Source organism: Novosphingobium sp. ST904 (genome assembly GCF_001298105.1).
GTDB lineage: Bacteria > Pseudomonadota > Alphaproteobacteria > Sphingomonadales > Sphingomonadaceae > Novosphingobium.
In genome coordinates this window covers 34,782-56,586 of sequence record NZ_LGJH01000140.1, presented here as the reverse complement: position 1 = coordinate 56,586, position 21,805 = coordinate 34,782, and the positions used below count along the sequence as shown (strand labels likewise).

Annotated in this window: 21 protein-coding genes and 3 pseudogenes; 10 read left to right on the top strand and 14 right to left on the bottom strand. The window is 65.9% G+C overall.

Features of this window, described 5'->3' with window-relative positions; translation table 11 throughout:
• Window positions 1-42: 42 nt before the first annotated feature.
• The 3 genes from ADT71_RS33560 to ADT71_RS11605 all read left to right on the top strand — a co-directional run bounded on the left by ADT71_RS33560 (window position 43) and on the right by ADT71_RS11605 (window position 1,912).
• Entirely contained in the window at window positions 43-900 is an 858-nt protein-coding gene (locus ADT71_RS33560; RefSeq protein WP_231635825.1) for a hypothetical protein, read from the top strand.
• On the top strand, window positions 834-1,232 hold the full coding sequence (locus ADT71_RS11610) for a fasciclin domain-containing protein (protein WP_231635824.1): 399 nt from the start codon (window positions 834-836) through the stop codon (window positions 1,230-1,232). The genes ADT71_RS33560 and ADT71_RS11610 overlap by 67 nt, the downstream gene beginning before the upstream one ends.
• A gap of 86 nt (window positions 1,233-1,318) precedes the next feature.
• Window positions 1,319-1,912 carry a lysozyme gene (locus ADT71_RS11605; protein ID WP_054436978.1) on the top strand — a complete coding sequence of 198 codons (594 nt, stop codon included), beginning with the start codon at window positions 1,319-1,321 and terminating at the stop codon, window positions 1,910-1,912.
• Window positions 1,913-1,924: 12 nt separating this feature from the next.
• Here ADT71_RS11605 and ADT71_RS11600 read toward each other — a convergent pair whose 3' ends face one another.
• Together ADT71_RS11600 and ADT71_RS11595 are read right to left on the bottom strand one after the other, a co-directional pair.
• Entirely contained in the window at window positions 1,925-2,764 is an 840-nt protein-coding gene (locus tag ADT71_RS11600; RefSeq protein WP_054436976.1) for an arginyltransferase, read from the bottom strand.
• Between the two features lie 318 nt (window positions 2,765-3,082).
• A pseudogene (locus ADT71_RS11595) lies at window positions 3,083-4,335 on the bottom strand (threonine ammonia-lyase).
• Between the two features lie 231 nt (window positions 4,336-4,566).
• On the opposite strand from ADT71_RS11595, the gene ADT71_RS11590 reads away from it, so the two are divergent.
• The gene (locus ADT71_RS11590) at window positions 4,567-5,463 is read left to right on the top strand and encodes an NAD(P)-dependent oxidoreductase (protein WP_054436973.1); all 897 of its coding nucleotides are present in this window, start codon (window positions 4,567-4,569) and stop codon (window positions 5,461-5,463) included.
• Window positions 5,464-5,489: 26 nt separating this feature from the next.
• Window positions 5,490-7,181 carry an amidohydrolase gene (locus ADT71_RS11585; protein ID WP_369818237.1) on the top strand — a complete coding sequence of 564 codons (1,692 nt, stop codon included), beginning with the start codon at window positions 5,490-5,492 and terminating at the stop codon, window positions 7,179-7,181.
• A 69-nt stretch (window positions 7,182-7,250) separates the two neighbouring features.
• Here the strand turns inward: ADT71_RS11585 and tatC are convergent, their stop codons facing one another.
• The 10 genes and pseudogenes from tatC to ADT71_RS11535 form a co-directional block, all read right to left on the bottom strand.
• Entirely contained in the window at window positions 7,251-8,069 is an 819-nt protein-coding gene (gene tatC / locus ADT71_RS11580) for a twin-arginine translocase subunit TatC (RefSeq protein ID WP_054436971.1), read from the bottom strand.
• Between the two features lie 12 nt (window positions 8,070-8,081).
• Complete coding sequence (gene tatB / locus ADT71_RS11575; protein WP_054436969.1) at window positions 8,082-8,504, bottom strand: Sec-independent protein translocase protein TatB; 423 nt, start codon at window positions 8,502-8,504, stop codon at window positions 8,082-8,084.
• Window positions 8,505-8,528: 24 nt separating this feature from the next.
• Window positions 8,529-8,771, bottom strand: a complete 243-nt coding sequence (locus tag ADT71_RS11570) for a twin-arginine translocase TatA/TatE family subunit (RefSeq protein ID WP_054436967.1) — start codon at window positions 8,769-8,771, stop codon at window positions 8,529-8,531.
• A 107-nt stretch (window positions 8,772-8,878) separates the two neighbouring features.
• Window positions 8,879-9,529: an SMC-Scp complex subunit ScpB gene (scpB, locus tag ADT71_RS11565; RefSeq protein ID WP_054436965.1), complete on the bottom strand. Its 651-nt coding sequence runs from the start codon at window positions 9,527-9,529 to the stop codon at window positions 8,879-8,881.
• A gap of 1 nt (window position 9,530) precedes the next feature.
• Window positions 9,531-10,343, bottom strand: coding sequence for a ScpA family protein (locus ADT71_RS11560; protein WP_054436963.1), 813 nt, complete (start codon window positions 10,341-10,343; stop codon window positions 9,531-9,533).
• 2 nt (window positions 10,344-10,345) lie between these two features.
• The gene (nagZ, locus tag ADT71_RS11555; RefSeq protein ID WP_054436961.1) at window positions 10,346-11,356 is read right to left on the bottom strand and encodes a beta-N-acetylhexosaminidase; all 1,011 of its coding nucleotides are present in this window, start codon (window positions 11,354-11,356) and stop codon (window positions 10,346-10,348) included.
• Window positions 11,357-11,505: 149 nt separating this feature from the next.
• Window positions 11,506-12,333, bottom strand: coding sequence for an SPOR domain-containing protein (locus ADT71_RS11550; protein ID WP_054436960.1), 828 nt, complete (start codon window positions 12,331-12,333; stop codon window positions 11,506-11,508).
• 3 nt (window positions 12,334-12,336) lie between these two features.
• Window positions 12,337-14,084: pseudogene (argS, locus tag ADT71_RS11545) on the bottom strand (arginine--tRNA ligase).
• A 174-nt stretch (window positions 14,085-14,258) separates the two neighbouring features.
• On the bottom strand, window positions 14,259-15,014 hold the full coding sequence (locus tag ADT71_RS11540; protein WP_054436958.1) for a hypothetical protein: 756 nt from the start codon (window positions 15,012-15,014) through the stop codon (window positions 14,259-14,261).
• A gap of 117 nt (window positions 15,015-15,131) precedes the next feature.
• The gene (locus ADT71_RS11535; protein ID WP_054436956.1) at window positions 15,132-15,434 is read right to left on the bottom strand and encodes a hypothetical protein; all 303 of its coding nucleotides are present in this window, start codon (window positions 15,432-15,434) and stop codon (window positions 15,132-15,134) included.
• A 282-nt stretch (window positions 15,435-15,716) separates the two neighbouring features.
• Here ADT71_RS11535 and miaB point away from each other — a divergent pair, with 282 nt between their 5' ends.
• Window positions 15,717-17,051: a tRNA (N6-isopentenyl adenosine(37)-C2)-methylthiotransferase MiaB gene (miaB, locus tag ADT71_RS11530; RefSeq protein ID WP_054436955.1), complete on the top strand. Its 1,335-nt coding sequence runs from the start codon at window positions 15,717-15,719 to the stop codon at window positions 17,049-17,051.
• Window positions 17,048-17,770 carry an alpha/beta fold hydrolase gene (locus ADT71_RS11525; protein WP_231635823.1) on the top strand — a complete coding sequence of 241 codons (723 nt, stop codon included), beginning with the start codon at window positions 17,048-17,050 and terminating at the stop codon, window positions 17,768-17,770. The genes miaB and ADT71_RS11525 overlap by 4 nt, the downstream gene beginning before the upstream one ends.
• Here ADT71_RS11525 and ADT71_RS11520 read toward each other — a convergent pair.
• Together ADT71_RS11520 and ADT71_RS11515 are read right to left on the bottom strand one after the other, a co-directional pair.
• Complete coding sequence (locus ADT71_RS11520) at window positions 17,754-18,350, bottom strand: hypothetical protein (protein ID WP_054436952.1); 597 nt, start codon at window positions 18,348-18,350, stop codon at window positions 17,754-17,756. The two genes, ADT71_RS11525 and ADT71_RS11520, sit on opposite strands and share 17 nt — an antisense overlap.
• A 144-nt stretch (window positions 18,351-18,494) precedes the next feature.
• Window positions 18,495-18,986 carry an RcnB family protein gene (locus ADT71_RS11515; RefSeq protein ID WP_054436949.1) on the bottom strand — a complete coding sequence of 164 codons (492 nt, stop codon included), beginning with the start codon at window positions 18,984-18,986 and terminating at the stop codon, window positions 18,495-18,497.
• Between the two features lie 276 nt (window positions 18,987-19,262).
• Here ADT71_RS11515 and ADT71_RS11510 point away from each other — a divergent pair, with 276 nt between their 5' ends.
• The 3 genes and pseudogenes from ADT71_RS11510 (at window position 19,263) to ADT71_RS11500 (ending at window position 21,776) form a co-directional block, all read left to right on the top strand.
• Entirely contained in the window at window positions 19,263-20,306 is a 1,044-nt protein-coding gene (locus ADT71_RS11510; protein ID WP_054437017.1) for a PhoH family protein, read from the top strand.
• A gap of 33 nt (window positions 20,307-20,339) precedes the next feature.
• Window positions 20,340-20,830 (top strand): annotated as a pseudogene (gene ybeY / locus ADT71_RS11505) (rRNA maturation RNase YbeY).
• Between the two features lie 22 nt (window positions 20,831-20,852).
• Window positions 20,853-21,776 carry a hemolysin family protein gene (locus ADT71_RS11500; RefSeq protein WP_054436947.1) on the top strand — a complete coding sequence of 308 codons (924 nt, stop codon included), beginning with the start codon at window positions 20,853-20,855 and terminating at the stop codon, window positions 21,774-21,776.
• Window positions 21,777-21,805 lie beyond the last annotated feature (29 nt).

Here is a 21,805-nt window from a genome sequence, read left to right as displayed (position 1 = left end):
CAACGACCGGGTACGGGTCGTCACCCGGAAGGACGACATGGGATGGGCCGCCGCCGACAGGCAGCCGCATTTCAATGGCTGCCGCCCGGGCTCGATCGGAAGTTCGCCGGCTGCAAGCTCCCCGCCGAAACGCATCCTCCCAGCCATGCATGGCATGACCCCGGCTGGTTCTCGCGCGGCTACGACGACGAGACGCGCTATCGCTATGCGGACGGCTACATGTTGCGCATCGGCACGGGCAATTCCGTGGCCAGCTACGTACCCCTGTTGGGCGGTGCGCTGGCGGTAGGGCGGAACTGGCCAGGAACCTACAAGCCGGTAGCGCTGCCGGGCTATTACACGAGCTATTACGGCCTCGGTTCCGAAGGCTCCTATCGCTACTACGACAACACGATCTACCGGGTGAAACCCGAAAATGCCGCGATCACCGGGATTGCCGCGCTTCTCGTCGGCAGTCGTGTACAGGTCGGCCAGGCCATGCCAGCGGGCTATGACGTCTACAACGTGCCCTACGGCTACCGCGATCAGTATTCGGACGGGACGGACGCACTCTACCGCTACAGCGACGGCTATATCTACCAGCTCGATCCGGCCACACGCCTTGTCCGGGCGGCTATCGAAACTGCTCGCCTGACCGGCGTTACTGGAGGAAGTACATGCGCAAGGAAGGTATCGGAATCGTGCTGCTCGCCGCTGCGGGGCTCTCGCTTGCCGCCTGTTCGGGGAAGGACGGCGCCGGGGAACAGGCCGGCGCGACGTCCGCGGCGGATGGCGCGATGCCGGCGTCAGCATCGCTGCCCGATGCGCTCGACAATACGGACGGCCTGCAGACCGTGGCCGAAGCGCTCAAGGAAACCGGCATCGAAGGCGTGTTCCGCGAGAAGGCCAGCTACACCCTGATCGCGCCGGAGGACGATGCTTTCGCAAAGCTGGGCGATCCGGCCAAGCAGCTTACCGAGGCGGACGACCATGCCGCCCTTGCCGCGCTCATCAAGGACCACATGCTGACCGGCTACATGACGCCGCAGGACATTTCCGCGGCCATCAAGGCCAGCAAGGACGGCAAGATCGAGATTCCCACGCTGGGCGGCGGCACCCTGACCTTCACGCAGGCCGGCCCTACCGTGACCGTGACCGCCGAGGACGGCACGCAGGCAAGCTTCGACGGCGATCCCGTGGCAGGCGGTTCCAGCATCGCGATCCCGGTCAACGGTGTGCTGAAGAAGCTCTGATCGGGCCCGCGCCTGTAAAAACCATTTTCCTACACCCCCCGGTCCGGCTTAATTGATCGGCCTTTCCCACCAGCAAGGAGAGGCAGATGCTCGATCGCAAGCCGATTTTCGACGAAGTTCGACAGTTGCTCGGCCGCGGGTTCACCGCCGCCGACGTCATCGCGCTGGACGCCGCGATCGACCGGGGACTGGGCGAGGAACCGCCCGCCGCCGCCGTTCCCACCCTCGGCGCGTCCGGCCGCGCGCTGATCCACAAATGGGAGGGTTGCGCCAGGCGCCGCGCCGATGGCCTTTTCGAAGCCTACCCCGATCCCGGCAGCAGGGACGGCAAGCCCTGGACCATCGGCTGGGGATCGACCGGCACCGATATCGGTCCGGGCACAGTCTGGACGCAGGCTCAGTGTGACGCCCGGTTCGAAAGCGAGATCGAGCGTTACGTCCGCCAGGTCCGCACGGCAATCGGCGGCGCGGCCACCACGCCCAACCAGTTCAATGCGCTGGTCTCTTTCCACTACAACACCGGGGCCATCGCCAAGGCCACGCTCACCCGCCTGCACAGGGAGGGCCGCTTCGCCGAAGCGGCGGCGCAGTTCGGGAAATGGATCTACAATGACGGCAAGGTGCTGGAAGGCCTGAAACGCAGGCGCGAGGACGAAGCGAAGCTTTACGCCCTCGCCTGAAGGATACCGCGCTTACTGGGCGATGGAGGGCACGCCGTCCTTGCGCACACCTTCGCCCACGTCGGCACGACTGCGGGGATTGGCCACGGCGGCGGCGATCAGGCGTTCCTGATCCTCGGCGGCAAGACGCTCCCACCCGGTGCGGCCGAGCTTTTCCATGGGGCGGAAGCGCACCTTGTACTGCATCCGCGGCGAGCCTTCGACCCAGTAACCAAGGTAGACGTAGGATAGCCCCATCTCGGTGGCACGCTGGATATGATCGAGGATGATGTAGGTCCCCAGCCCCTGCCGCGCTTCGTGATGGGGATCGTAGAAGCTGTAGATCATCGACAGACCGTCGCACTGGCGGTCGGTCAGGCAGGCGCCGACGAGACGGCCCGGCGTAACGCCGTCCACCGAAGGTTCGCGATACTCGATGACGTAGCTGGTGACGGGGGTATGTTCGACCATGTCCGCAAAGTCGACTTCGTCCATCGAGGTCATCCCGCCTTCGGGATGGCGCACCGAGAGATAGTTCTGGAGCAGTTCGAACTGTTCGCTGGTGGACCATGGCCGGCAGACCGTGGCGACCAGATCGCCGTTGCGCTTCATCAGGCGCTTCTGCGTGCTGGAGGCGACGAATTCATCCGCGACCACCCGCACCGAGACGCAAGCGTTGCAATCGAGGCAGGACGGACGATAGGCCACCGTCTGGCTGCGGCGGAAGCCGATGCGGCCCAGCGCGTCGTTCAGCGAATCGGCGTGAGGGCCCTTGAGTTCGGTGAACACTTTCCGTTCGCTGCGGCCCGGCAGATAGGGGCACGGGGCCGGGCTGGTCACGAAGAACCGGGGAAAACGAACGGGTGCCGTCACGGACGAAGGTTATCCTCTAGACTGATGGAAAGCCGCCCCTCCCGGGGGATTCTCCGCGTTAGCCCTGAATATGCATAGCCGATGGGGCTGTTGAAAGCGTTTTAACCACGAATCCGGTTCAGCCTCGCCTGAATCGTGACCAAGTGGGTTCCGTTTTCGTCAGGTTGTCCCGGATCGGTTCTTTCCAGCCTGAGACCGTTAGCAGATATGGCCCACACAGTTAACACTGCCGCTTGTCCGAAAAAAGCAAAAGGCGGCGGAGGGAATGCCCCTCCGCGCTTTTACGTTGATCCGGACGAATGCCGTTCGAGCCGATAACTACTCGGTCTCGACCTGCTTCACTTCGTAGCCTTCACGCCGCAGCCCCGCGACGAGCGCGTCGAGCTGCGCCTTGTCACGCGCCTCGCACTCGATCTCGGTCACCAGGCCCTTGGCGGGCAGGTGCGTGAAGATGCGCTGGTGGAACACCTCGATGATGTTGACGTTATGCTCGTGGAACACCTTGGCGACCTTGAACAGCGCGCCGGCACGGTCCTGAAGGCCGATCCGCAGGCGGGCAAGCCGGCCGGATCGGGCAAGGTCGCGCAGCAGCACGTTCGCCAGCAGACGGGTATCAATGTTGCCGCCCGACAGGACGATGCCCACCTTGCGGCCCGCGAACAGTTCGCGGTTGGCCATGACCGCCGCGAGCCCGGTGGCGCCGGCGCCTTCCACCAGCGTCTTCTCGATCTGGAGCAGGAGCGCCAGCGCGCTCTCGATGCCTGATTCGCTTACCAGCAGGAACTCGTCGAGCAGTTCGCGCAGCACCGACGAGGTGAACTGGCCGGGCGCGAAGACCGCGATACCTTCCGCCAGCGTATCGCCGCCGATCGGCAGGCTGGTGCCCTTGAGCAGGTTGTACATCGAGGGATAGAGCTGTGCCTCCACACCGACGAGGCGGATATCCGGCTTGATCGCGCGGGCGGCCGTACCCATCCCGGTGGCAAGGCCGCCGCCGCCGATCGGCAGCACCAGCGTATCGATTTCCGGGACGTCCTCCAGCATTTCAAGCGCGACGGTGCCCTGCCCTGCGGCGACGTGCGGATGGTCGAAGGGGTGGATGAAGGTCAGGCCGAGTTCGGTTTCCAGCTTGCGGGCATGGGCATAAGCCTCATCGAAGCTCTCACCCTCCAGGACCACTTTCCCGCCCACGCTCTCGGTCTGCATGACTTTCACGGTGGGGGTGGTGCGCGGCATCACGTGGTAACCGGCACGCCGAGCCGGGTGCCGTGATAGGACAGGCCCTGCGCATGGTTGCCAGCCGAGGCCGCGATCACGCCTCGCGATTTGCGCTCGTCGTCAAGCAGAAGAAGGGCATTGAGCGCGCCGCGTTCCTTGTAGGCGGCGGTGAACTGGAGGTTTTCGAACTTGAGCCAGATATCGGCGCCGGTGATCGCGCTGAGCGTCTTCGAATAGAGCGTCGGCGTGTGGACGACCTTGCCGATAATGCGCTCGGCCGCCGCACGAATGTCTTCGGCAGTCAGCAGGGCCTCTTGAGGCTCCGCGGCGATCTTGAGCAATGGCTGTTCCATGGCGCCGCGCCTAACGGAAAGCGGGACAAATGGAAAGCAAAGCGTTCGGAAAAATTCCCGGCCGCGATCAACCGGGTAATATTATTGTCCGGAATGCCGCTACCGAAGACATGCCCAGATCGCAACGCCGCTCGCCGTTGACGCCGTGCAGGCGCATGTTCCACCCCGGAACGAACAGATTCGATCCCGCTTGCGGTTTGCTTTCGTGCAAAAACCGCTAGAACCCTTGCCATGAGCGAAAAACGCAAGGTTTCCTTCATCGGGCTGGGTGTGATGGGCGGCGCGATCGCGCGGCATATCGCGCTGGCCGGGCACGAACTCACCATCTTCAACCGCTCGCCCGAGCGGGCGCGCAAGTGGTCCGAAGACAATCCGGGCCTTGCCCATCGCATTGCCGCCAACCCTGCCCATGCGGCGCAGGACGCCGACGTGGTGATAACCTGCGTGGGCAACGACGACGATCTCTCGGAAGTCGTGCTCGGCCCGAACGGCGTGTTCCGCATGCTCAAGAAAGGCGGCGTGTTCATCGATCACACCACCGTCTCGGCACGCATCGCCCGCCAGATCTCGGTCGAGGCGCGGGACCTGCGCATCCATTGCGTGGACGCACCGATGACCGGATCGCAGATCGGCGCCGAAAAGGGCACGCTCACCCTGATGTGCGGCGGCCGCGATGAAGCCGTCGAAGCCGCGCATCCGGTGATGGAGGCCTATTCCAGCCGCATCGTCCACGTCGGCAAGGCGGGCTCCGGCCAGATCGCCAAGATGGCCAACCAGATCTGCATCGCGGGCAATGTCGCCGCGCTGGCCGAAGCCGTGCGCTTCGCGCAGGCCTCCCATCTCGACATGGACAAGGTCTACGAGGCGATTTCCGGCGGCGCGGCGCAGTCCTGGCAGATGGACAATCGCTGGCACTCGATGAACGCCGACGATTTCGATTTCGGCTTCGCGATCGACTGGATGCGCAAGGATCTCGGCCTCAGCCTTGATGAGGGACGCGGGCTCGGCGTCTCGCTTCCCGTTGCCGCGCTGATCGACCAGTTCTTCGCCGACATCCAGGCACAGGGCGGCGGCCGCCTCGATACCAGCGCCATCATCAAGCGCCTCCCGAAGAAGGGCAGCAAGTGAATTCACGGAACGGCGCAGCCTTCGCGCTGCTGCTCGCCTCCACGGCCATCGCCGCATCCCCGGTGCTGGCCTCGAAAGCCCATGCCGACGTTCTCGTCGATAACGTCGATGGCGTCACGCCCGACGGCAAGGGCGGCGTGGAGCGCTTCGCAGGCTTCCTGATCGCCAATGACGGCCGCATCGCCGAAGTCTACCGCCATGGCGACAAGCGGCCCAAGAAGGTCGACTATCAGGTGGACGGCAAGGGCCGCGTGATCGTGCCCGGCATGATAGATGCGCACGGCCATGTCATGGGCACCGGCTTCGCGAAGATGACGCTGGACCTCTCGGCCACGAAATCGCTCGACGAGGCGCTTTCCCGCGTCGCCGCCTGGGCCGCGGCGCACCCGGATGCGCCGTGGATCCTCGGCAGCGGGTGGAACCAGGTGCAATGGGGCCTCGACCGCATGCCCACCGCCGCCGAACTCGACCGGGTGACGGGCGGCAGGCCCGCCTGGCTGACCCGCGTGGACGGCCATGCTGGCTGGGCCAACGGTGCCGCCATCTCGGCCGCCGGCATCACCGCGACGACAGCCACCCCGCCCGGCGGCGAAATCCTGCGCATCGCCGGGGGCAAGCAGCCCTCCGGCGTCTTCGTGGACGGCGCCATGCCGCTGATCGAGACGAAGCTGCCCAAGCCCCGCCCCGAGGACCGCGACACCGCCCTGGGCGAAGCGCAGCTTGCACTGCTCGCTCAGGGAGTCACCGCGATCGCGGACATGGGCACTTCGATCGAGGACTGGCAGGCCATGCGCCGTGCCGCCGATTCGGGGCACCTGCGCATCCGCATCGTCAGCTATGCCGACGGCATCGACAATATGGCGCTGATCGGCGGCCCCCGCCCCACGCCGTGGCTCTATGAAGACCGGCTGAAGATGAACGGGGTGAAGCTCTATCTCGACGGTGCGCTGGGTTCGCGAGGGGCCTGGCTCAAGCGGCCCTACGCCGATGCGCCGAACAACAAGGGCCTTCCGCGCCTGAACGAGACCCAGCTCGGCAATCTCATGAGCCGCGCGGCGATGGACCACTTCCAGGTCGCCGTTCACGCCATCGGCGACCAGGCCAACGCCACCGTGCTCGATTCGATCCAGGACCTGTCGGCGACCTACAAGGGCGACCGGCGCTGGCGCATCGAACATGCCCAGATCGTGGACCCTGCGGATATCGCCCGCTTCGGAAAATTCGGCACGATAGCTTCCATGCAACCCCAGCATGAAGCTTCGGACCGCACGATGGCGGAAGCCCGGCTCGGGCCTGACCGCCTTGCCGGCGCCTATGCGTGGAAATCGATCGCGGCAGCGGGGGCAACGCTGGCCTTCGGTTCCGACACGCCGGTGGAGCCTTCGCAGCCTTTCGTCGGCCTTGCCGTTGCCATCACCCGCCAGGGGGCAGACGGGCAGCCCTTCAACGGCTGGCAGCCGCAGGAAGCGCTCAGCCGCGAAGCCGCGCTCAATGCCTATACAACCGGGGCAGCCTACGCGATGTTCGCGGAGGATCGCCTGGGGCGCATCGCCAAGGGATACCGGGCCGATTTTCTGTTCGTCGATGCAGACCCGATGCTGGCCACGCCCGAGAAGCTTCGTGCTACCCGCGTGCTTGAAACGTGGATCGGCGGTCAGTTGGCATGGTCGGCGTCCAAGGACCGCGTGATCCCGGCCAAGGACGAGGCGGAAAAGTGAACCGCGCCGCGTAAGCCGGCAAGGGGATCGGATCCCCTTGCCTCAGGCGTTCAGGATATTGCCGGAGGTTCAGGCGACCGGCGTGCCGCTCTCGGCAGGGGCTTCTGCCTCTTCCGGGGTCTTTTCGCGCGCGTCGCGCTTTTCGGTGAACCACATGAACAGCAGCGTGCCTTCGTAGAGCGCCAGCAGCGGCACCGCGAGCAGGAGCTGCGAAACGACGTCCGGCGGGGTCGCCACGGCCGCGATGATGAAGATGGCGACAACGGCATAGCGACGCGCACTGACGCACTGCGCGCGGGTTATGATCCCGGCGCGGTTAAGCAGCATCAGCAGCACCGGCAGCAGGAAGCTGATGCCGAAGGCGAGGATGAACTGCATGACGAGCGCGAGATAATCGCCGGTGCCGGGCAGCGCTTCCAGCTTGAGGCCGCCCTTCTGCCCCTCGAAACCGAGGAAGAAGTGGAACGCGGTGGGCATGACCACGTAGTAGGCCAGCGCGGCGCCCATCGTGAAGAGGATCGGCGTCGCCACCAGGAACGGCAGGAACGCCTTCTTTTCCTTGGCGTAGAGGCCGGGCGCCACGAAAGCCCAGATCTGGTTGGCGATGACCGGGAAACTGACGAAGAAGGCCGCGAACAGCGCGATCTTCACCTCGACGAAGAAGGCTTCGTAGAGTTTGGTGTAGATCAGCTTGCCCTGCCCCGGCGGGAACGCTTCGGTCAGCGGCCGGACGAGGAACGAGAAGATGTCGCCGGAAAAGTAGAAGCAGATGCCGAACGCTACCGCAAAGGCGAGGAAAGCCCGCAGCAGACGGGCCCGCAGTTCGATCAGGTGATCGAGCAGTGGAGCCTGCGAATCGTCGATATCGGAAATGCGGAATGGCTGCATGGCGCGCTTCTATCAGGGGGGCGGCGGCGGGAGGTGGAATTCGGCCTTCCCGCTGGAAGAGACGGTTTCGGGCTTGGCGGGGTCGCCCTTGTCGGCCCCCGCATCCGTAACCGGGCCATCCGCAACCGGCTTGTCTTCGGCAAGCTGCGGGATCGAAGGCGAAGCAGTGGGAGCCTGCATGTCGTTGATATCCGGCAAGACCGGATTCGCCTTCATGATGGCTTCGTTCTGTTCACGCCACTTGCGTTCCATGTCCTCCAGTTCGGCCTCGCGCACCATGGCGTCGATGCCTGCACGGAAGTGGCCGGAAATCTTGCGCATCTTGCCGATCCAGCGGCCAGCCGTGCGCATTGCCAGGGGCATGTCCTTCGGCCCGATGACAACGACCGCCACGATGACGATCAGAAGCAGCTCTGAAGCACCTACGTCGAACATCGCGAGAGCGGGTCCGGCGCGTTCTTACGACTGCTCGGTCTTGTTCTCGGCATTCGCCGGAGCAACCGGAGCGTCGGGCTGCTGAGCCGTGATCTGCGGGGCCGGAGCGGACGGCGTCTTACTCGCCTCTTCCTCGTTCATGCCCTGCTTGAAGCTCTTGATGCCCTTGCCGAAGTCACCCATGATTTCCGACACGCGGCCGCGTCCGAACAGCACGAGCACGATCACCAGGACGATCATCCAGTGCCAGATCGAGAAGCTACCCATAACCTCAACTCCAAAAACCGTGCGACCGATTCCGATCGCATAGGGTCCATCTAGGCACTTTGGCGCGAACTTGCCAGTCCGTCATTGATCTGACCAAGTGCAGTCGCTCAGCGGTCATCTTCCGGGGAGAGGTCCACGTCGTCGCAGTCCTCTGCGGCATCGGCCGCCGCTTCCTCGTCCTCGCCGGGCACCTTGCCGGGGCGCAGCGCGGTTTCGATCATCTCGTCATCCACAGGATCGAGCAGGCCCGCCGCGCGCAGTTCCTCCAAGCCCGGCAGTTCCCGCAAGGAGCCGAGCCCGAAATGCGCCAGGAAATCCGGCGTCGTCGCGTAGATCACCGGACGCCCCGGCACCTCGCGGCGGCCGGCAACGCGCACCCAGCCCGCCTCCATCAGCACGTCGAGCGTGCCCTTGGCCGTCTGCACGCCGCGAATCGCCTCGATCTCGGCGCGGCTGACCGGCTCGTGATAGGCGACGATCGCCAGCACCTCGGTGGCGGCGCGGGAAAGGCGGCGCACGTCCTCCTTCTCGCGGCGCAGCAGATGGGCAAGATCGGGCGCGGTCTCGAAATGCCAGCGCTTGCCGCGTTCCACCAGGAGCACGCCGCGCCCCTGGTAATGCGCCTGAAGTTGGACGAGCGCGGAGCGGACCTCCGCCTGTCCGAGGTGGTTCGATATCTGCTCGACCGTCAGCGGCTGCTCGGCGGCGAACAGCGTCGCCTCCACCGCGCGGAGTAGGTCATCCATGGATTGTGTCATCTTACTTGCAGGCCTTGAGGCGAAGCGGCCCGAAGGTCCGTTCCTGCGCGATCTCGGCCCTGCCGGTACGCGCCAGTTCGAGCGCGGCCACGAAGCTGGAGGCCAGTGCGGAGCGGCGCAGTTGCGGGTTGGCCCAGCTTTCGCTCGCAGGGGGAAGGAAATCGCGCAGGTCCATCCACTCCAGCGATACGCCCAGCATCGAGGATACGCGGGCAATCGCGCTGTCCAGCGTCATGACCATGCGTTCGCGAACCATGTGGACCACCGGCTGGCTGCGCACCTTCACATCGCCATAAGCGCGCACGAGGTCATACCAAGAGCACTGCCAGGCCGACTTGCGCTCCACCCTGAGACCTTCCGGCGCGCCGCGCACGAAGACATCGCGGCCAAGGCGATCGCGCCCCATCAGGCGTGCTGCCGCCTCGCGCATCGCACCCAGGCGTTGCAGTCGCAGCTGCAGGCGCAAGGCCAGTTCTTCCGGCCCCGGATCGGCCTGCTCCTCTTTGGGGAGCAGCAGCGCGGACTTGAGGTAGGCAAGCCAGGCCGCCATCACCAGATAGTCCGCCGCCAGTTCCAGCCGCAGCGCTTCGGCCTGCTCGATATAATCGAGGTAGGCCGCGACCAGTTCGAGGATCGAGATACGGCGCAAGTCCACTTTCTGCCGCCGCGCAAGGTCGAGCAGCAGGTCGAGCGGCCCTTCCCAGCCGTCGATCTCCAGATAGAGCGCTTCCTTGCGGGCTTCGGCCCGTTCCTCTCCATCCCAACCGGCATCGGCACCGGAAACGTCGAGGGAAAGCTGCGAAGGCGCGTCCATGCTCAGGCCGCCTGCGCCAGCAAGGCATCGCGCCGGGCGAGAAGTTCGGCGTGAGTGCCCGTCGGCGTCGCACCGGCGACCGAGGCCAGCGCACGCTCCATCCGCTCTGCCGCCTGCACCGGCATAGCCGGCACGCGATTGGCGATGCCGACCATGTCGTCCATCTTCGCCCAGCAGTTGAGCGCCAGGTCGCAGCCCGCGGCGATCGCGCGCTCGGCCAGTTCGGGCACGCTGCCGGACAGCGCCTGCATGTCGAGGTCGTCGCTCATCAGCAGGCCGGTGAAGCCGATGCGCCCGCGAATGATCTCCCGGATCACCACGGGAGACAATGTCGCCGGATTTTCCGCATCCCAGGCCGTGTAGCGCACATGCGCGGTCATTCCGAACGCCGCGTCCTTCAGTATGCGGAACGGCGCGATGTCGCGTTCCAGTTCCTCTTCGCCGGCTTCGACGGTCGGCAGTTCCTTGTGACTGTCCGCCATGGCGCGGCCGTGGCCGGGGATATGCTTGACGCAGCCGACGATCCCGGCGCGGGCAAGGCCCTGGAGCGTGGCGCGACCGAACGCGGCGACGCGCATCGGGTCGGCGCCGAAGGAGCGGTCTCCCACGATGTCGTGCGCGCCGGGATGGCGCACGTCGAGCGGCGGATGGCAATCGGCGGTGACGCCCACTTCCGCAAGGTCGAGCCCCAGCGCTTCGGCATTGTCCCGCGCCGCCTCGATCGCACTGGCGGGGGCGAGGTCGTAAAGCCTGTCGAACACCTCGCCCGGCGGATAGGCGCACCATACCGGCGGCTTCATCCGCGCGACGCGGCCGCCTTCCTGGTCGATGGTGATGTAAAGCCGATCGCGCCCGTGGATGGTCCGCAGTTCATCGGTAAGCGCGCGAAGCTGCTCGCGGTCCTGCACGTTGCGGCCGAACAGGATGTAGCCGGCGGGGTCGGCATCGCGAAAGAACGCGCGCTCGTCGGCGCTGAGGGTCAGCCCGGAAAGGCCGAAGATGGCGGGTGTCATAAGCGCGCTTGGTCGCAGGATTCTGCGATTTTCGCAAGAATTCGGGCTTCGGGAAGTGTGGACAGGACAGGGAGAACCCCCTCCCCGGCGCCACCGCCATGGGGAAAGGGGGAGCCCGGAAAGCCAGGGGCTCCCTGCCTTTCCCTGCCTTACTGCTTCACCTGGCAGCTCAGCCCGGCCGATTTCATGCCGCTGCACAGCGCCCGCGCCGCAGCGAGATCGCCCGGTACGGCCTGAAGACGGTAGACCTTGCCGATGTCCGCCTGCCCTTCGACGATGCGGTGGCTGACGCCGGAGAGCGCGGGATATTGCACCTTGAGCGCATTCCAGCCGGCTTCGGCGGTGGGCTTGGAGGTATAGGCGCCGACCTGCACGCCTACACCGCTCACGACCGGTTCCGGCTTCGCCGCGGCGCTGGCAGCCGGCGAAGGCTTGGCGTCGGGCTTGGCGGCGGGCGAAGGCTGCGGGGCGGGCTGACCGTCGAAGCCCGGACCCGGCGCATCGCCCTGGCCGATCTGCGGGATGCGGCTCTGACCTTCGGCGACGGCGTAGCTCGTATCCCCGGTGCCGGCCACGACGTCTCCGCCGGGATTTTCCGGCCGAGTCTTGTAAGGGGTCTTGGGCGCTTCGATCACGCCGCCGCTGGCGACCAGCGGCTGCTCCGAACTCTGGCGCGTAGCCCACCAGATACCGCCGACGATGACGAGAATGGCAACGACCGCCAGCGCGACGAGCAGCAGGGTCTGGCCTGAGCCGCCACCCTGCTGGTCTTCGAATTCCTCATCCTCGCCTTCGAGCCAGGGCAGGCGGACATCCTCGTCGCCCAGTTCCAGCTTACCGGGTTCCAGCTTACCGGGTTCCATCGGGCCGGGTTCGTCGTAACCCGAGATGCTGCCGGAGCGGTTCGCGTTCAGGTCGTCGTGAAACGTGCCCCTGCGATCCTCTCCGCCTTCCTGATTCTGGCCCCAGTTCGCCATGGCTTACATTTCCTCCACTGCCTCGACGCCCAGCAGCGCGAGACCATTGCGGACAAGCTGCCCGATCTGCGCCGCCAGGAAAAGCCGGGCGCTGGTAAGATTACCGTCGGCGGCGTTAACAAAGCGCTTTTCGACGCGGTCGTTGCCGAGATTCCAGTAGCCGTGGAACGCGGCCGCGACGTCGCCGAGGAAGAAGGCGATGCGGTGCGGTTCGCGCGCGGCGGCGGCGGCTTCGACGATGCGCGGGAACTGCGCGGCCAGCTTGACCAGCTCCAGTTCTTCCGCGCCCAGCAGTTCGAGGTGCTCGGACGAAGGCTTGAATCCGCCCTCGGCCTCACCCTTGCGCAGGGTCGAGTGGACGCGGGCATTGGCGTACTGCACGTAGAACACCGGGTTGTCCTTCGAGGCTTCGACCACCTTGGCGAAGTCGAAGTCCATCTGCGCTTCCGGCTTGCGGGTCAGCATGGTGAAGCGCACCACGTCCTTGCCCACTTCGGTGACGACTTCGGCCAGCGTGACGAAGTTGCCCGAACGCTTGGACATCTTCACCGGCTCGCCGTCGCGCAGGAGCTGGACCATCTGCACCAGCTTGATCTCGAACGGCGTGGGTTCTCCATCGGCGCCGGTCATGGCAGCCACGGCGGCCTTGATGCGCTTGACGGTGCCCGCGTGGTCCGCCCCCCAGATGTCCACCAGCGCGTCGGCGCTCTGGGCCTTCTGGAAGTGGTAGGCGAGGTCAGCGCCGAAGTAGGTCCAGGTGCCGTCCGACTTCTTGATCGGGCGGTCCTGATCGTCGCCGAACTGGGTGGACCTGAACAGCGGCAGTTCCACCGCTTCCCAGTCCTCAAGCGTCTTGCCCTTGGGCGCTTCGAGCACGCCGTCGTAGACGAGGCCCTTCGAACGCAGCCATGCCTCGGCCTCGTCCGGCTTGCCCGAGGCCTGAAGCTCGGCTTCCGAGGAGAACAGGTCGTGATGGATGCCCAGCAGCGCGAGGTCCTGCTTGATCATCACCAGCATGGCGGCAACGGCCTTCTCGCGGAACAGCACAAGCCATTCCGATTCGGGCGCGTCCGCGTACTTGTCGCCGAATTCGGCGGCAAGCTGCTGGCCGACCGGGATCAGGTATTCGCCCGGATAGAGCCCCTCGGGGATCGCGCCGACGTCATGGCCCAGCGCTTCACGATAACGCACATGCGCCGAGCGGGCGAGCACCTGCACCTGCGCGCCGGCATCGTTGACGTAGTATTCCTTGATGACCTTGTGGCCCGCGAACTCCAGCAGAGTCGCCAGTGCATCGCCGACGACCGCGCCGCGGCAGTGGCCCATGTGCATCGGACCCGTGGGGTTCGCCGAAACGTATTCCACGTTGACGGTGGCGCCGCCGCCCATGGCCGAGCGGCCATAGTCCGCGCCCATTGCGCCGATCGCACGCAGTTCGGCGATCCAGGTGGCGTCAGAAAGGCGAAGGTTGATGAAACCGGGTCGGCGATCTCCGCCGAAGTCACCGAATCGAGCTTCGACAGCTCCGCCACCAGCGCTTCGGCCAGGTCGCGCGGCTTCATGCCGGCGGGCTTGGAGAGCACCATCGCCGCATTGGTCGAAAGATCGCCGTGCGAAGTATCGCGCGGCGGCTCGACCGTGATCGCGCTTCGCTTCAGGCCGCCGGGCAGCGTGCCTGCTGCTTCGAGCGCATCGAGCGCGGCGTTGAGGTGGCCTGCGAAGGCGGCGTAAAGGGTCTGGTTATCGCTCATCCGCGCGCGGATAGCCGAAGTGCAGCGAAAGGGAAACAGGCTGCACGAGGACGGACGGGTTTACGCGGCACGCCCGATCGGGGCCCGACCCCGGTCAATCCTGCGGAGCCACGCTCGCGCCGCGATGCGCGATAGCGCCTCGCGGGAGCCCCGGCCGCCCCGGAAAGCGCAGGATCAGGAAGCCCCGGCGTTCACGAATGCCTGGACGCGCAGGCGCGGGAACACTTCCTCGATCGGCTTGGTATCGGGCAGGACATAGACATATCCACCCTTCTTCTCGAACAGCGGGCGAACCTTGCCGTAGAAGGCGACCGGGACGTTGATGCACCCGAAAGTGATCCGGTTGTCCTCGATCGTGGGCGACAGCATTCGGTCGCGGCGGTGTTCCTTGTTGGCGGGCGGAATGGTGTGAAGCGCCACCGAGGTCGCATAGTCCACCCACAGCACCCGCTGGCGTCCCGCGGCCCAGCCGAACCGGGCAAGGAACCGCCCGGCAGGCGTGGTCTTCTCGGCAGGCCCGATCTCGGAAAGGGATTTCGCCCCGACGCCGGGCGTGGCGTCGTCGCCCGGGGCGATGCCCACCAGCGCAGGCCCTTCGGAAACCAGTTCGCCCTTGGCATTGAACAGGAAGACCGCAGCGGACTTCTTGTCGACGATGACATAGGGCAGCGAACGGTTGTCGCCGGAGGAGGCCACCCAGTCGGCGACCCGCGCGGTATCCTCGGAACGCGCCATCGGCGGCTTCGGTGCGGGGGCAGCCTTTTTCGCCCGCTTCTTCCCGGCGGTCTTCGCAGAAGTGCCGGTCTTCCCGGCAGGCGCCTTGGCCTTCTTCGCGGCAGTAGTGGCGGAAGCGGGCGCATTCGCCGCCTGCGCGGCCGGGGCAACGGCCAGCGTGGCCAGACCGGCCAGCGCCAGGAACACCTTCATCATCGATCGGGGCACTCGGGAAGAACGGTCGGCGCCAGGAGCGGCGCCGACGCTTGTAGTCGGCCTGTAACCGGCAAGTGTCCGGGGCGAAACCCCGGACGTGCCGTCAGAAGCGGTCCGTCAGTTGCGGGCGCGCTTGCGCTGGGCCTGGGCCATCTGCTGCTCGACGCCATCGACGCGGCCGTTGAGCTGGTCGATGCGCTGGCCGTTGTTCTGGGCCTGGCCCGATGCAGCCTGCGCTTCGGCAAGAGCCTGCTTGGCGGTGCCGTCGGTCTGCTGGAGACGCGAGTCGAGCCCGTCGATGCGCTGGTTCACGGTCGCGATCTGTTCGCGCACGAAGCCCTTGCTGGCGCAGCCGCCCAGACCCATGGCGCCAACCATAACGACGACGGCGGGAGCAAGCTTCAAAAGTGACGGCGACATGGAATTCTCCTGATTGTTAACAATTGTGCAATTGTCCAAGCCCAGCAGCGCTTTTCCGACAACGCGATTCTGGCCGGTCGTGCTTCTGCTCAGGTGAACGGAGGCCCGCGCATTCCGTGGGTTTCGAGTATGAACAAAGGTTCATTTCCAGCCTGAACAACGGTTAATCTCCAACATTAACAGTTGTTCAGATTGCAACCGCAAAATGCCTGAGTCGGCACCGTTCCGACCGCGCGGCGGCGCCCCTTCAAAAGCCGCGCGAAGGCGTGTATTCGCCCGGCCATGCCTTCCACCCAGAATCCCAGGACCTACCGGGTCAAGAGCTTCGGCTGCCAGATGAACGTCTATGACGGCGAACGCATGGCCGAACTGCTCGCCGAACAGGGCATTGCCGCCGCGCCCGAGGGCGAGGATGCCGATCTCGTCGTCCTCAACACCTGCCACATCCGCGAAAAGGCGGCGGAGAAGGTCTATTCCGATATCGGCCGCCTTCGCCGCGCCGACGGGTCCTCGCCGCTGATCGCCGTTGCCGGCTGCGTCGCGCAGGCCGAAGGCAACGAGATCATGAAGCGCGCGCCCGCGGTGAAGATGGTGGTCGGCCCGCAGGCCTATCACCGCCTGCCCGACATGATCCGCGAAGCCGGCGAAGGCCGCCGCGTCACCGATACCGACATGCCGGCGGAAACCAAGTTCGGCGCCCTGCCGAAACGCAGGCGCTCGGGCCCCACCGCCTTCCTCACCGTTCAGGAAGGCTGCGACCGGTTCTGCACGTATTGCGTGGTTCCCTATACCCGCGGCGCCGAAGTCTCGCGCCCGCACGCCGATCTGGTCGACGAGGCGAAGCGGCTGGTAGACGCCGGCGCGCGCGAAATCATGCTGCTGGGCCAGAACGTCAACGCCTGGACCGGCGAGGACGCCAGGGGGCGCCGCGTCGGCCTTGACGGGCTGATCCGCGAACTGGCCGGGATCGCCGATCTCGCCCGCATCCGCTATACCACCAGCCATCCCAACGACATGGCGGACGGGCTGATCGCGGCCCACGCGGAAGTCGAAAAGCTGATGCCCTACCTACACCTGCCGGTACAGGCGGGGAGCGACCGGGTGCTGAAGGCGATGAACCGCAGCCACACCGCCGAAAGCTATCTCAAAGTGCTGGACAAGGTACGTGCGGCGCGGCCGGGCATCGCCCTTTCCGGCGACTTCATCGTCGGTTTCCCCGGCGAGACCGATGCCGAGTTCGAGGATACGCTCAAGCTCGTCGATGCGGTCGGCTATGCCCAGTGCTTCAGCTTCAAGTACAGCCCGCGCGCAGGCACGCCCGCCGCGACGATGGCCGGCCAGGTTCCCGCCGAAGTCATGACCGAACGGATCCTGCGCCTTCAGGCCGCGCTGGGCCGGGACCAGACCGCCTTCAACCAGGCCTCGGTCGGCAAGACCTGCGACGTGCTGGTGGAACGCAAGGGCAAGTTCCCCGGCCAGTGGCTCGGCAAGTCGCCATGGCTGCAGTCGGTCTATTTCGACGGTGATGTCGCGGTAGGCGATCTGGTCACGGTGGAACTGACCGAAGCCGGCTACAACGCGATCTCCGCCAGGCTGCTGAGCCCGGCCCACCCGTGACGGAAGAGCTGGCGGCGGAACAGCGGGCGGCACTGGTTCTCATCCCCGGCCTGTCCTGCGACCGGCACGTCTGGCAGGCGCAGGTCTCGGGCCTTTCCGGGATCGCGGATATCTCCATCGGCGATACCCTGAAGGACGATTCGATCGCCCTGATGGCCAGCCGCGTGCTTGAAGCGGCACCGGCACGGTTCGCCCTGGCCGGGTTCTCGATGGGCGGTTATGTCGCCATGGAAATCTGGCGCCGCGCGCCCGAGCGGGTGCTTCGCCTCGCCCTTGTCGACACCAATGCGCGGGGGGACACCCCGGAACAGGCAGACTTGCGCCGCGCCGCGATCCGCACCGCGCAGACCCGCGGCTTCGAAAGCGTGCTGCGCGGTTCGCTGCGCCAGCTCGTCGCGCCGGAATGCCCCGAAGCGCTGTTCGAGGAGGTCGTGCAGATGGCCCAGCGCGTGGGTTTCGGCACGTACATGGACCAGCAGGCCGCGATCATCGACCGCGCCGATTCGCTGGAGACGCTCGCCACCGTCACCGTGCCCGCCATGGTCATGGTCGGAGCGGCCGATGCCCTCACCCCGCCCCGGCTTGCCGAGGAAATGGTGCAGGCCCTGCCCGGCGCCACTTACGAAGTGATCGCGGGAGCCGGGCACATGGCGCCGATGGAGCAGCCAGACGCCGTCAACGCCGCCTTCCGCCGCTGGCTTATCAGTCGAGCGGCTTGAGCGCGCCTTCCGCGATCAGCGGCTTGCTTACCGGCTCCGCGTCGGCGCTCACTTCCACGCTGGCATTGGTGGGATAGCTTTTGCCGGTGAAGCGCAGCCGCGAGACACCTTCCGCCATGCCGCCACCCGAAACGGTGACGGCCAGATCGCGCCAACCGTGGGACTTGCTCTCCAGCACGCCCACCGGAAGCTGGACGACGCTGGTTTCGCTCACCTTGCGAAGATCGGCGCCCTCGCGCTTCAGCACCACGAGATTGCATCCGCCGGTGCCGCAGAACATCGGCCCGCCGAGATAGACGAGCACCTCGGGCATGCCGTCGCCGTCGAGGTCGGTCTCGGCGGCGGCGTACTGCAACTTGCCGAGGTCGGTGGAGAGCGCATCCTTGTGATTGGCGCGAATCCAGTCCTCCACCGTCATCGTTGCGGGTGCGGTGACATCCTCCGCCGGTTCCGCCGAAGCGGTGGCCTCGGGCGGGGCGGCATCCTTCTTGCAGCCCGCCAGCGAGAGGCCAAGGACCAGAACGGGGGCCAGGACGGGGGCGAGCGCCAGAATCCTGGCGGCGGGAGTTTTCCTGCTCATGCCCGCAAGGCTAGCCGCTTGCCCACCCCTGCCGCAAGATCGCCCTGTCGCAGACGGCGCACGAACGGCACGCATGGAAAGGGCCCCCGGCTTTTGCCGGAGGCCCTCCGCGACCCGCCCGGGTCAAGCCCGGCGGCGGTATTCTTACCAGAAGAAACCATTGTGGATGGTGACGACCCGGCCCGAACGCATGTTCACCATGGCCACGTCATTGCCGTAACGAACCCAGCGATGGCCGGCGCGCGGCGCGGGAAGGCGATAGCGGCCATAGTCGTTCACCCAGTAGCGGCTGCCGTAGTAGGACGGCTGGAAGCGGTGGCCGACGGCGACCGGGCGATAGTGATAGCCGCGCGGGCCGACATAGGCGGGACGGCGGTAATCGCCGCGATGGGCCTGGCGATAGTCGCGCCAGTCTTCGCGCAGTTCGCGGCGGTCGCGGTTGAGCTGGCGCTGCGACTTGTCGGCCGCGCGGTAATCGCCGCGGCGCACGTCGCGATCGACGCGGCGTTCGCTCTGGCGGACATCGCGGGCGCTTTCGCGGACTTCGCGGGCGCTCTGCGCCGAAGCCATGGTCGGCACCGCCGCTGCGGGAATGATGACGCTTGCTGCCAGGGCGGCCATGATGAACTTGCGCATTATGCTTCTCCTTGAACCGAGCGACCCATGATCCCCGAAGGGGCCTGGTCGGTCTGTGAGTTCAGGTTTGCACCCCGCAAGCTGAACGGACTTAAAATGTTGTTTGCAGGAAAATTTCAGGTGTGTCGCAAGCCTGCGACAAATCGCGGGCAGCGCGCCGAAACGGGAGGTTATCCCCCATGAAGCGAGCAATTTTCGAATAGAAGCGCCTTGCAGGAAACGATGCGCGGAGCCATCTTCGAGACAGAACGAAGCATCCTCATTCGAAAGGAGCACATGGCCCGCAAAGCAGCACGTGCCGGCGAACCGGCGCAGTTCAGGCCCGAAGCACACCGCCGGGCGCGTGTCGAAGTCGAGTTCGACGAACAGACTTTGCTGGGGGCCTTGTTCGGCCAGTTCGATTCAAACCTCGTGCAAGTCGAAAACCGGCTCGGCGTCTATATTGCCGCGCGCGGCAACAAGATCCAGATCGAGGGCCCCGAAGATGCCGTCGCCCGCGCGCGCGACACGCTCAAGGGCATGTATCACCGCCTCGAACAGGGTCAGGCGCTCGATTCGGGCGCGGTCGAATCGCTGATCGCGATGTCGGCTGAGCCCACCCTCGAAGGCATAATCTCGGGCGATACCGGCGCCCCGCCGATCATGATTCGCACCCGCCGCAAGACGATCGTGCCGCGCTCCGCGATGCAGATCGAATATATGCGCGCGCTCAACCGGTCGGACGTGATCTTCGCGCTCGGCCCGGCAGGTACGGGCAAGACCTACCTTGCGGTGGCGCAGGCCGTCTCGCAGTTGATGACCGGTTCAGTCCAGCGGCTGATCCTTTCCCGCCCGGCGGTGGAGGCGGGCGAAAAGCTCGGCTTCCTCCCGGGCGACATGAAGGACAAGGTCGATCCCTACCTGCGCCCGCTTTACGACGCGCTTTACGACTGCATGCCGCCCGAACAGGTGGAGCGCCGTCTGGCAAGCGGCGAGATCGAGATCGCGCCGATCGCCTTCATGCGCGGCCGCACGCTGGCCGATGCCTTCGTCATTCTCGACGAAGCGCAGAACACCACGCGCGAGCAGATGAAGATGTTCCTCACCCGCTTCGGCCAGAACAGCCGCATGGTCGTCTGCGGCGATCCCCGGCAGGTGGACATCCCCGGCGGTGACCGCATGAGCGGCCTGGCCGACGCGGTGAGCCGGCTTGAAGGCGTCGAAGGCATCGATGTGACGCGCTTCACCGTGCAGGACGTCGTGCGCCACCCGATCGTGGGCCGGATCGTCGAGGCTTACGAAGGGCCTTACGTCGATCCCTCGGCACAGAAGCCGGAGTAGCGCCGAGCGGCATTTTGCGCCAAGGGGCCAGGGATGGATCTCGAAATCGATATCGAAGCGCCCTGGCCCCCTGCGACCGACTGGGCCGACCTTGCCGAAGCCGCGCTGGAAGCGCTGGTGGAAGTAGCCCCGGAGCTTGAAAATCCGCGGCTTCTCGCCAGCCTGCTGTTCACATCGGACGAGGAAGTCCACGTCCTGAACCGCGAATGGCGGGCCAAGGACAAGCCCACCAACGTGCTTTCCTTCCCCATGCTCGAACGCGCCGACCTGCTGGCCCTCGCACCGGACGGCCGCCCGAAATGCTGGGCGATCTCGCCCTCGCCTTCGAGACCTGCGCGCGTGAGGCGCAGGAGAAAGGCGTGCCGGTGGAACACCATGCCAGCCACCTCATCATCCACGGCCTGCTGCACCTTGCGGGGCACGATCACGAGATTTCGGACGATGATGCCGAGGCAATGGAGGCCCTCGAAACAAAGGCTCTTGCCCTCATCGGCATTGCCGACCCATATGGCGACAGATCTTAACCTGTAGGGGTATCATAAAACGATGGCCGACAATGGCCGCCATACCGAGTCCGGCTCGGGAGATGGGGACAGTACAGGCACGCTCTGGCGTGTCTTCAGGCGACTTTTCCAGAACGACGGCGATCAGTCGCTTCGCGCACAGATCGAGGACGTCATCAACGAGCACGAAGGCGACGCCGACGATAGCGGTCCCGCCAACGGCGATCTATCCCAGCTTGAACGGCAGATGCTCCGCAATCTGCTCCACTTCAGCGAGCACGATGCCGACGACGTCGCCGTGCCGCGCAGCGAGATCGTGGCGATTCCAGCCTCGGCAAGCTGGGCCGAAGTGGTCGAGGCATTTGCCGAACATGGCCACAGCCGCATGCCGGTCTATGGCGAATCGCTCGACGCGATAAAGGGCATGATCCACATCAAGGACGTGTTCCCGATCCTCGCCCGCGGCGAACAGCCGCCCGAGGACTGGTCGGCCCTGCTGCGCCAGCCGCTCTACGTGCCGCAGTCCCGCGGCGCGCTCGACGTGCTGGTGGACATGCGGGCCCAGCGCACGCACCTCGCCGTCGTCATCGACGAGTATACCGGCACCGACGGTATCATCACCATCGAGGACCTCGTCGAGGAAATCGTGGGCAATATCGAGGACGAGCACGACGACGCCCCCGAGGAGTTGCTAATTTCGCAAGAGAGCGGTATCTGGGACGCCGATGCCCGCGTCGAACTCGATGACGTTGCGGAGCGGATCGACCCGCGCCTGGCCGAAGTCGAGGAAGCCGTGGATACCCTGGGCGGACTTGCTTTCGTGCTGGCCGGACAGGTTCCGCAGGTCGGCACCGTCCTGGAGCATGACAGCGGCTGGCGCATAGAAGTCACCGACGGCGACGAGCGACGCGTCACGCGGCTTCGCCTCCATCCTCCGGCCACGGAATCGGCCGAAGAGACAGATTAACCCATGGTGCCGCCCTGCCGGCGGCTCCA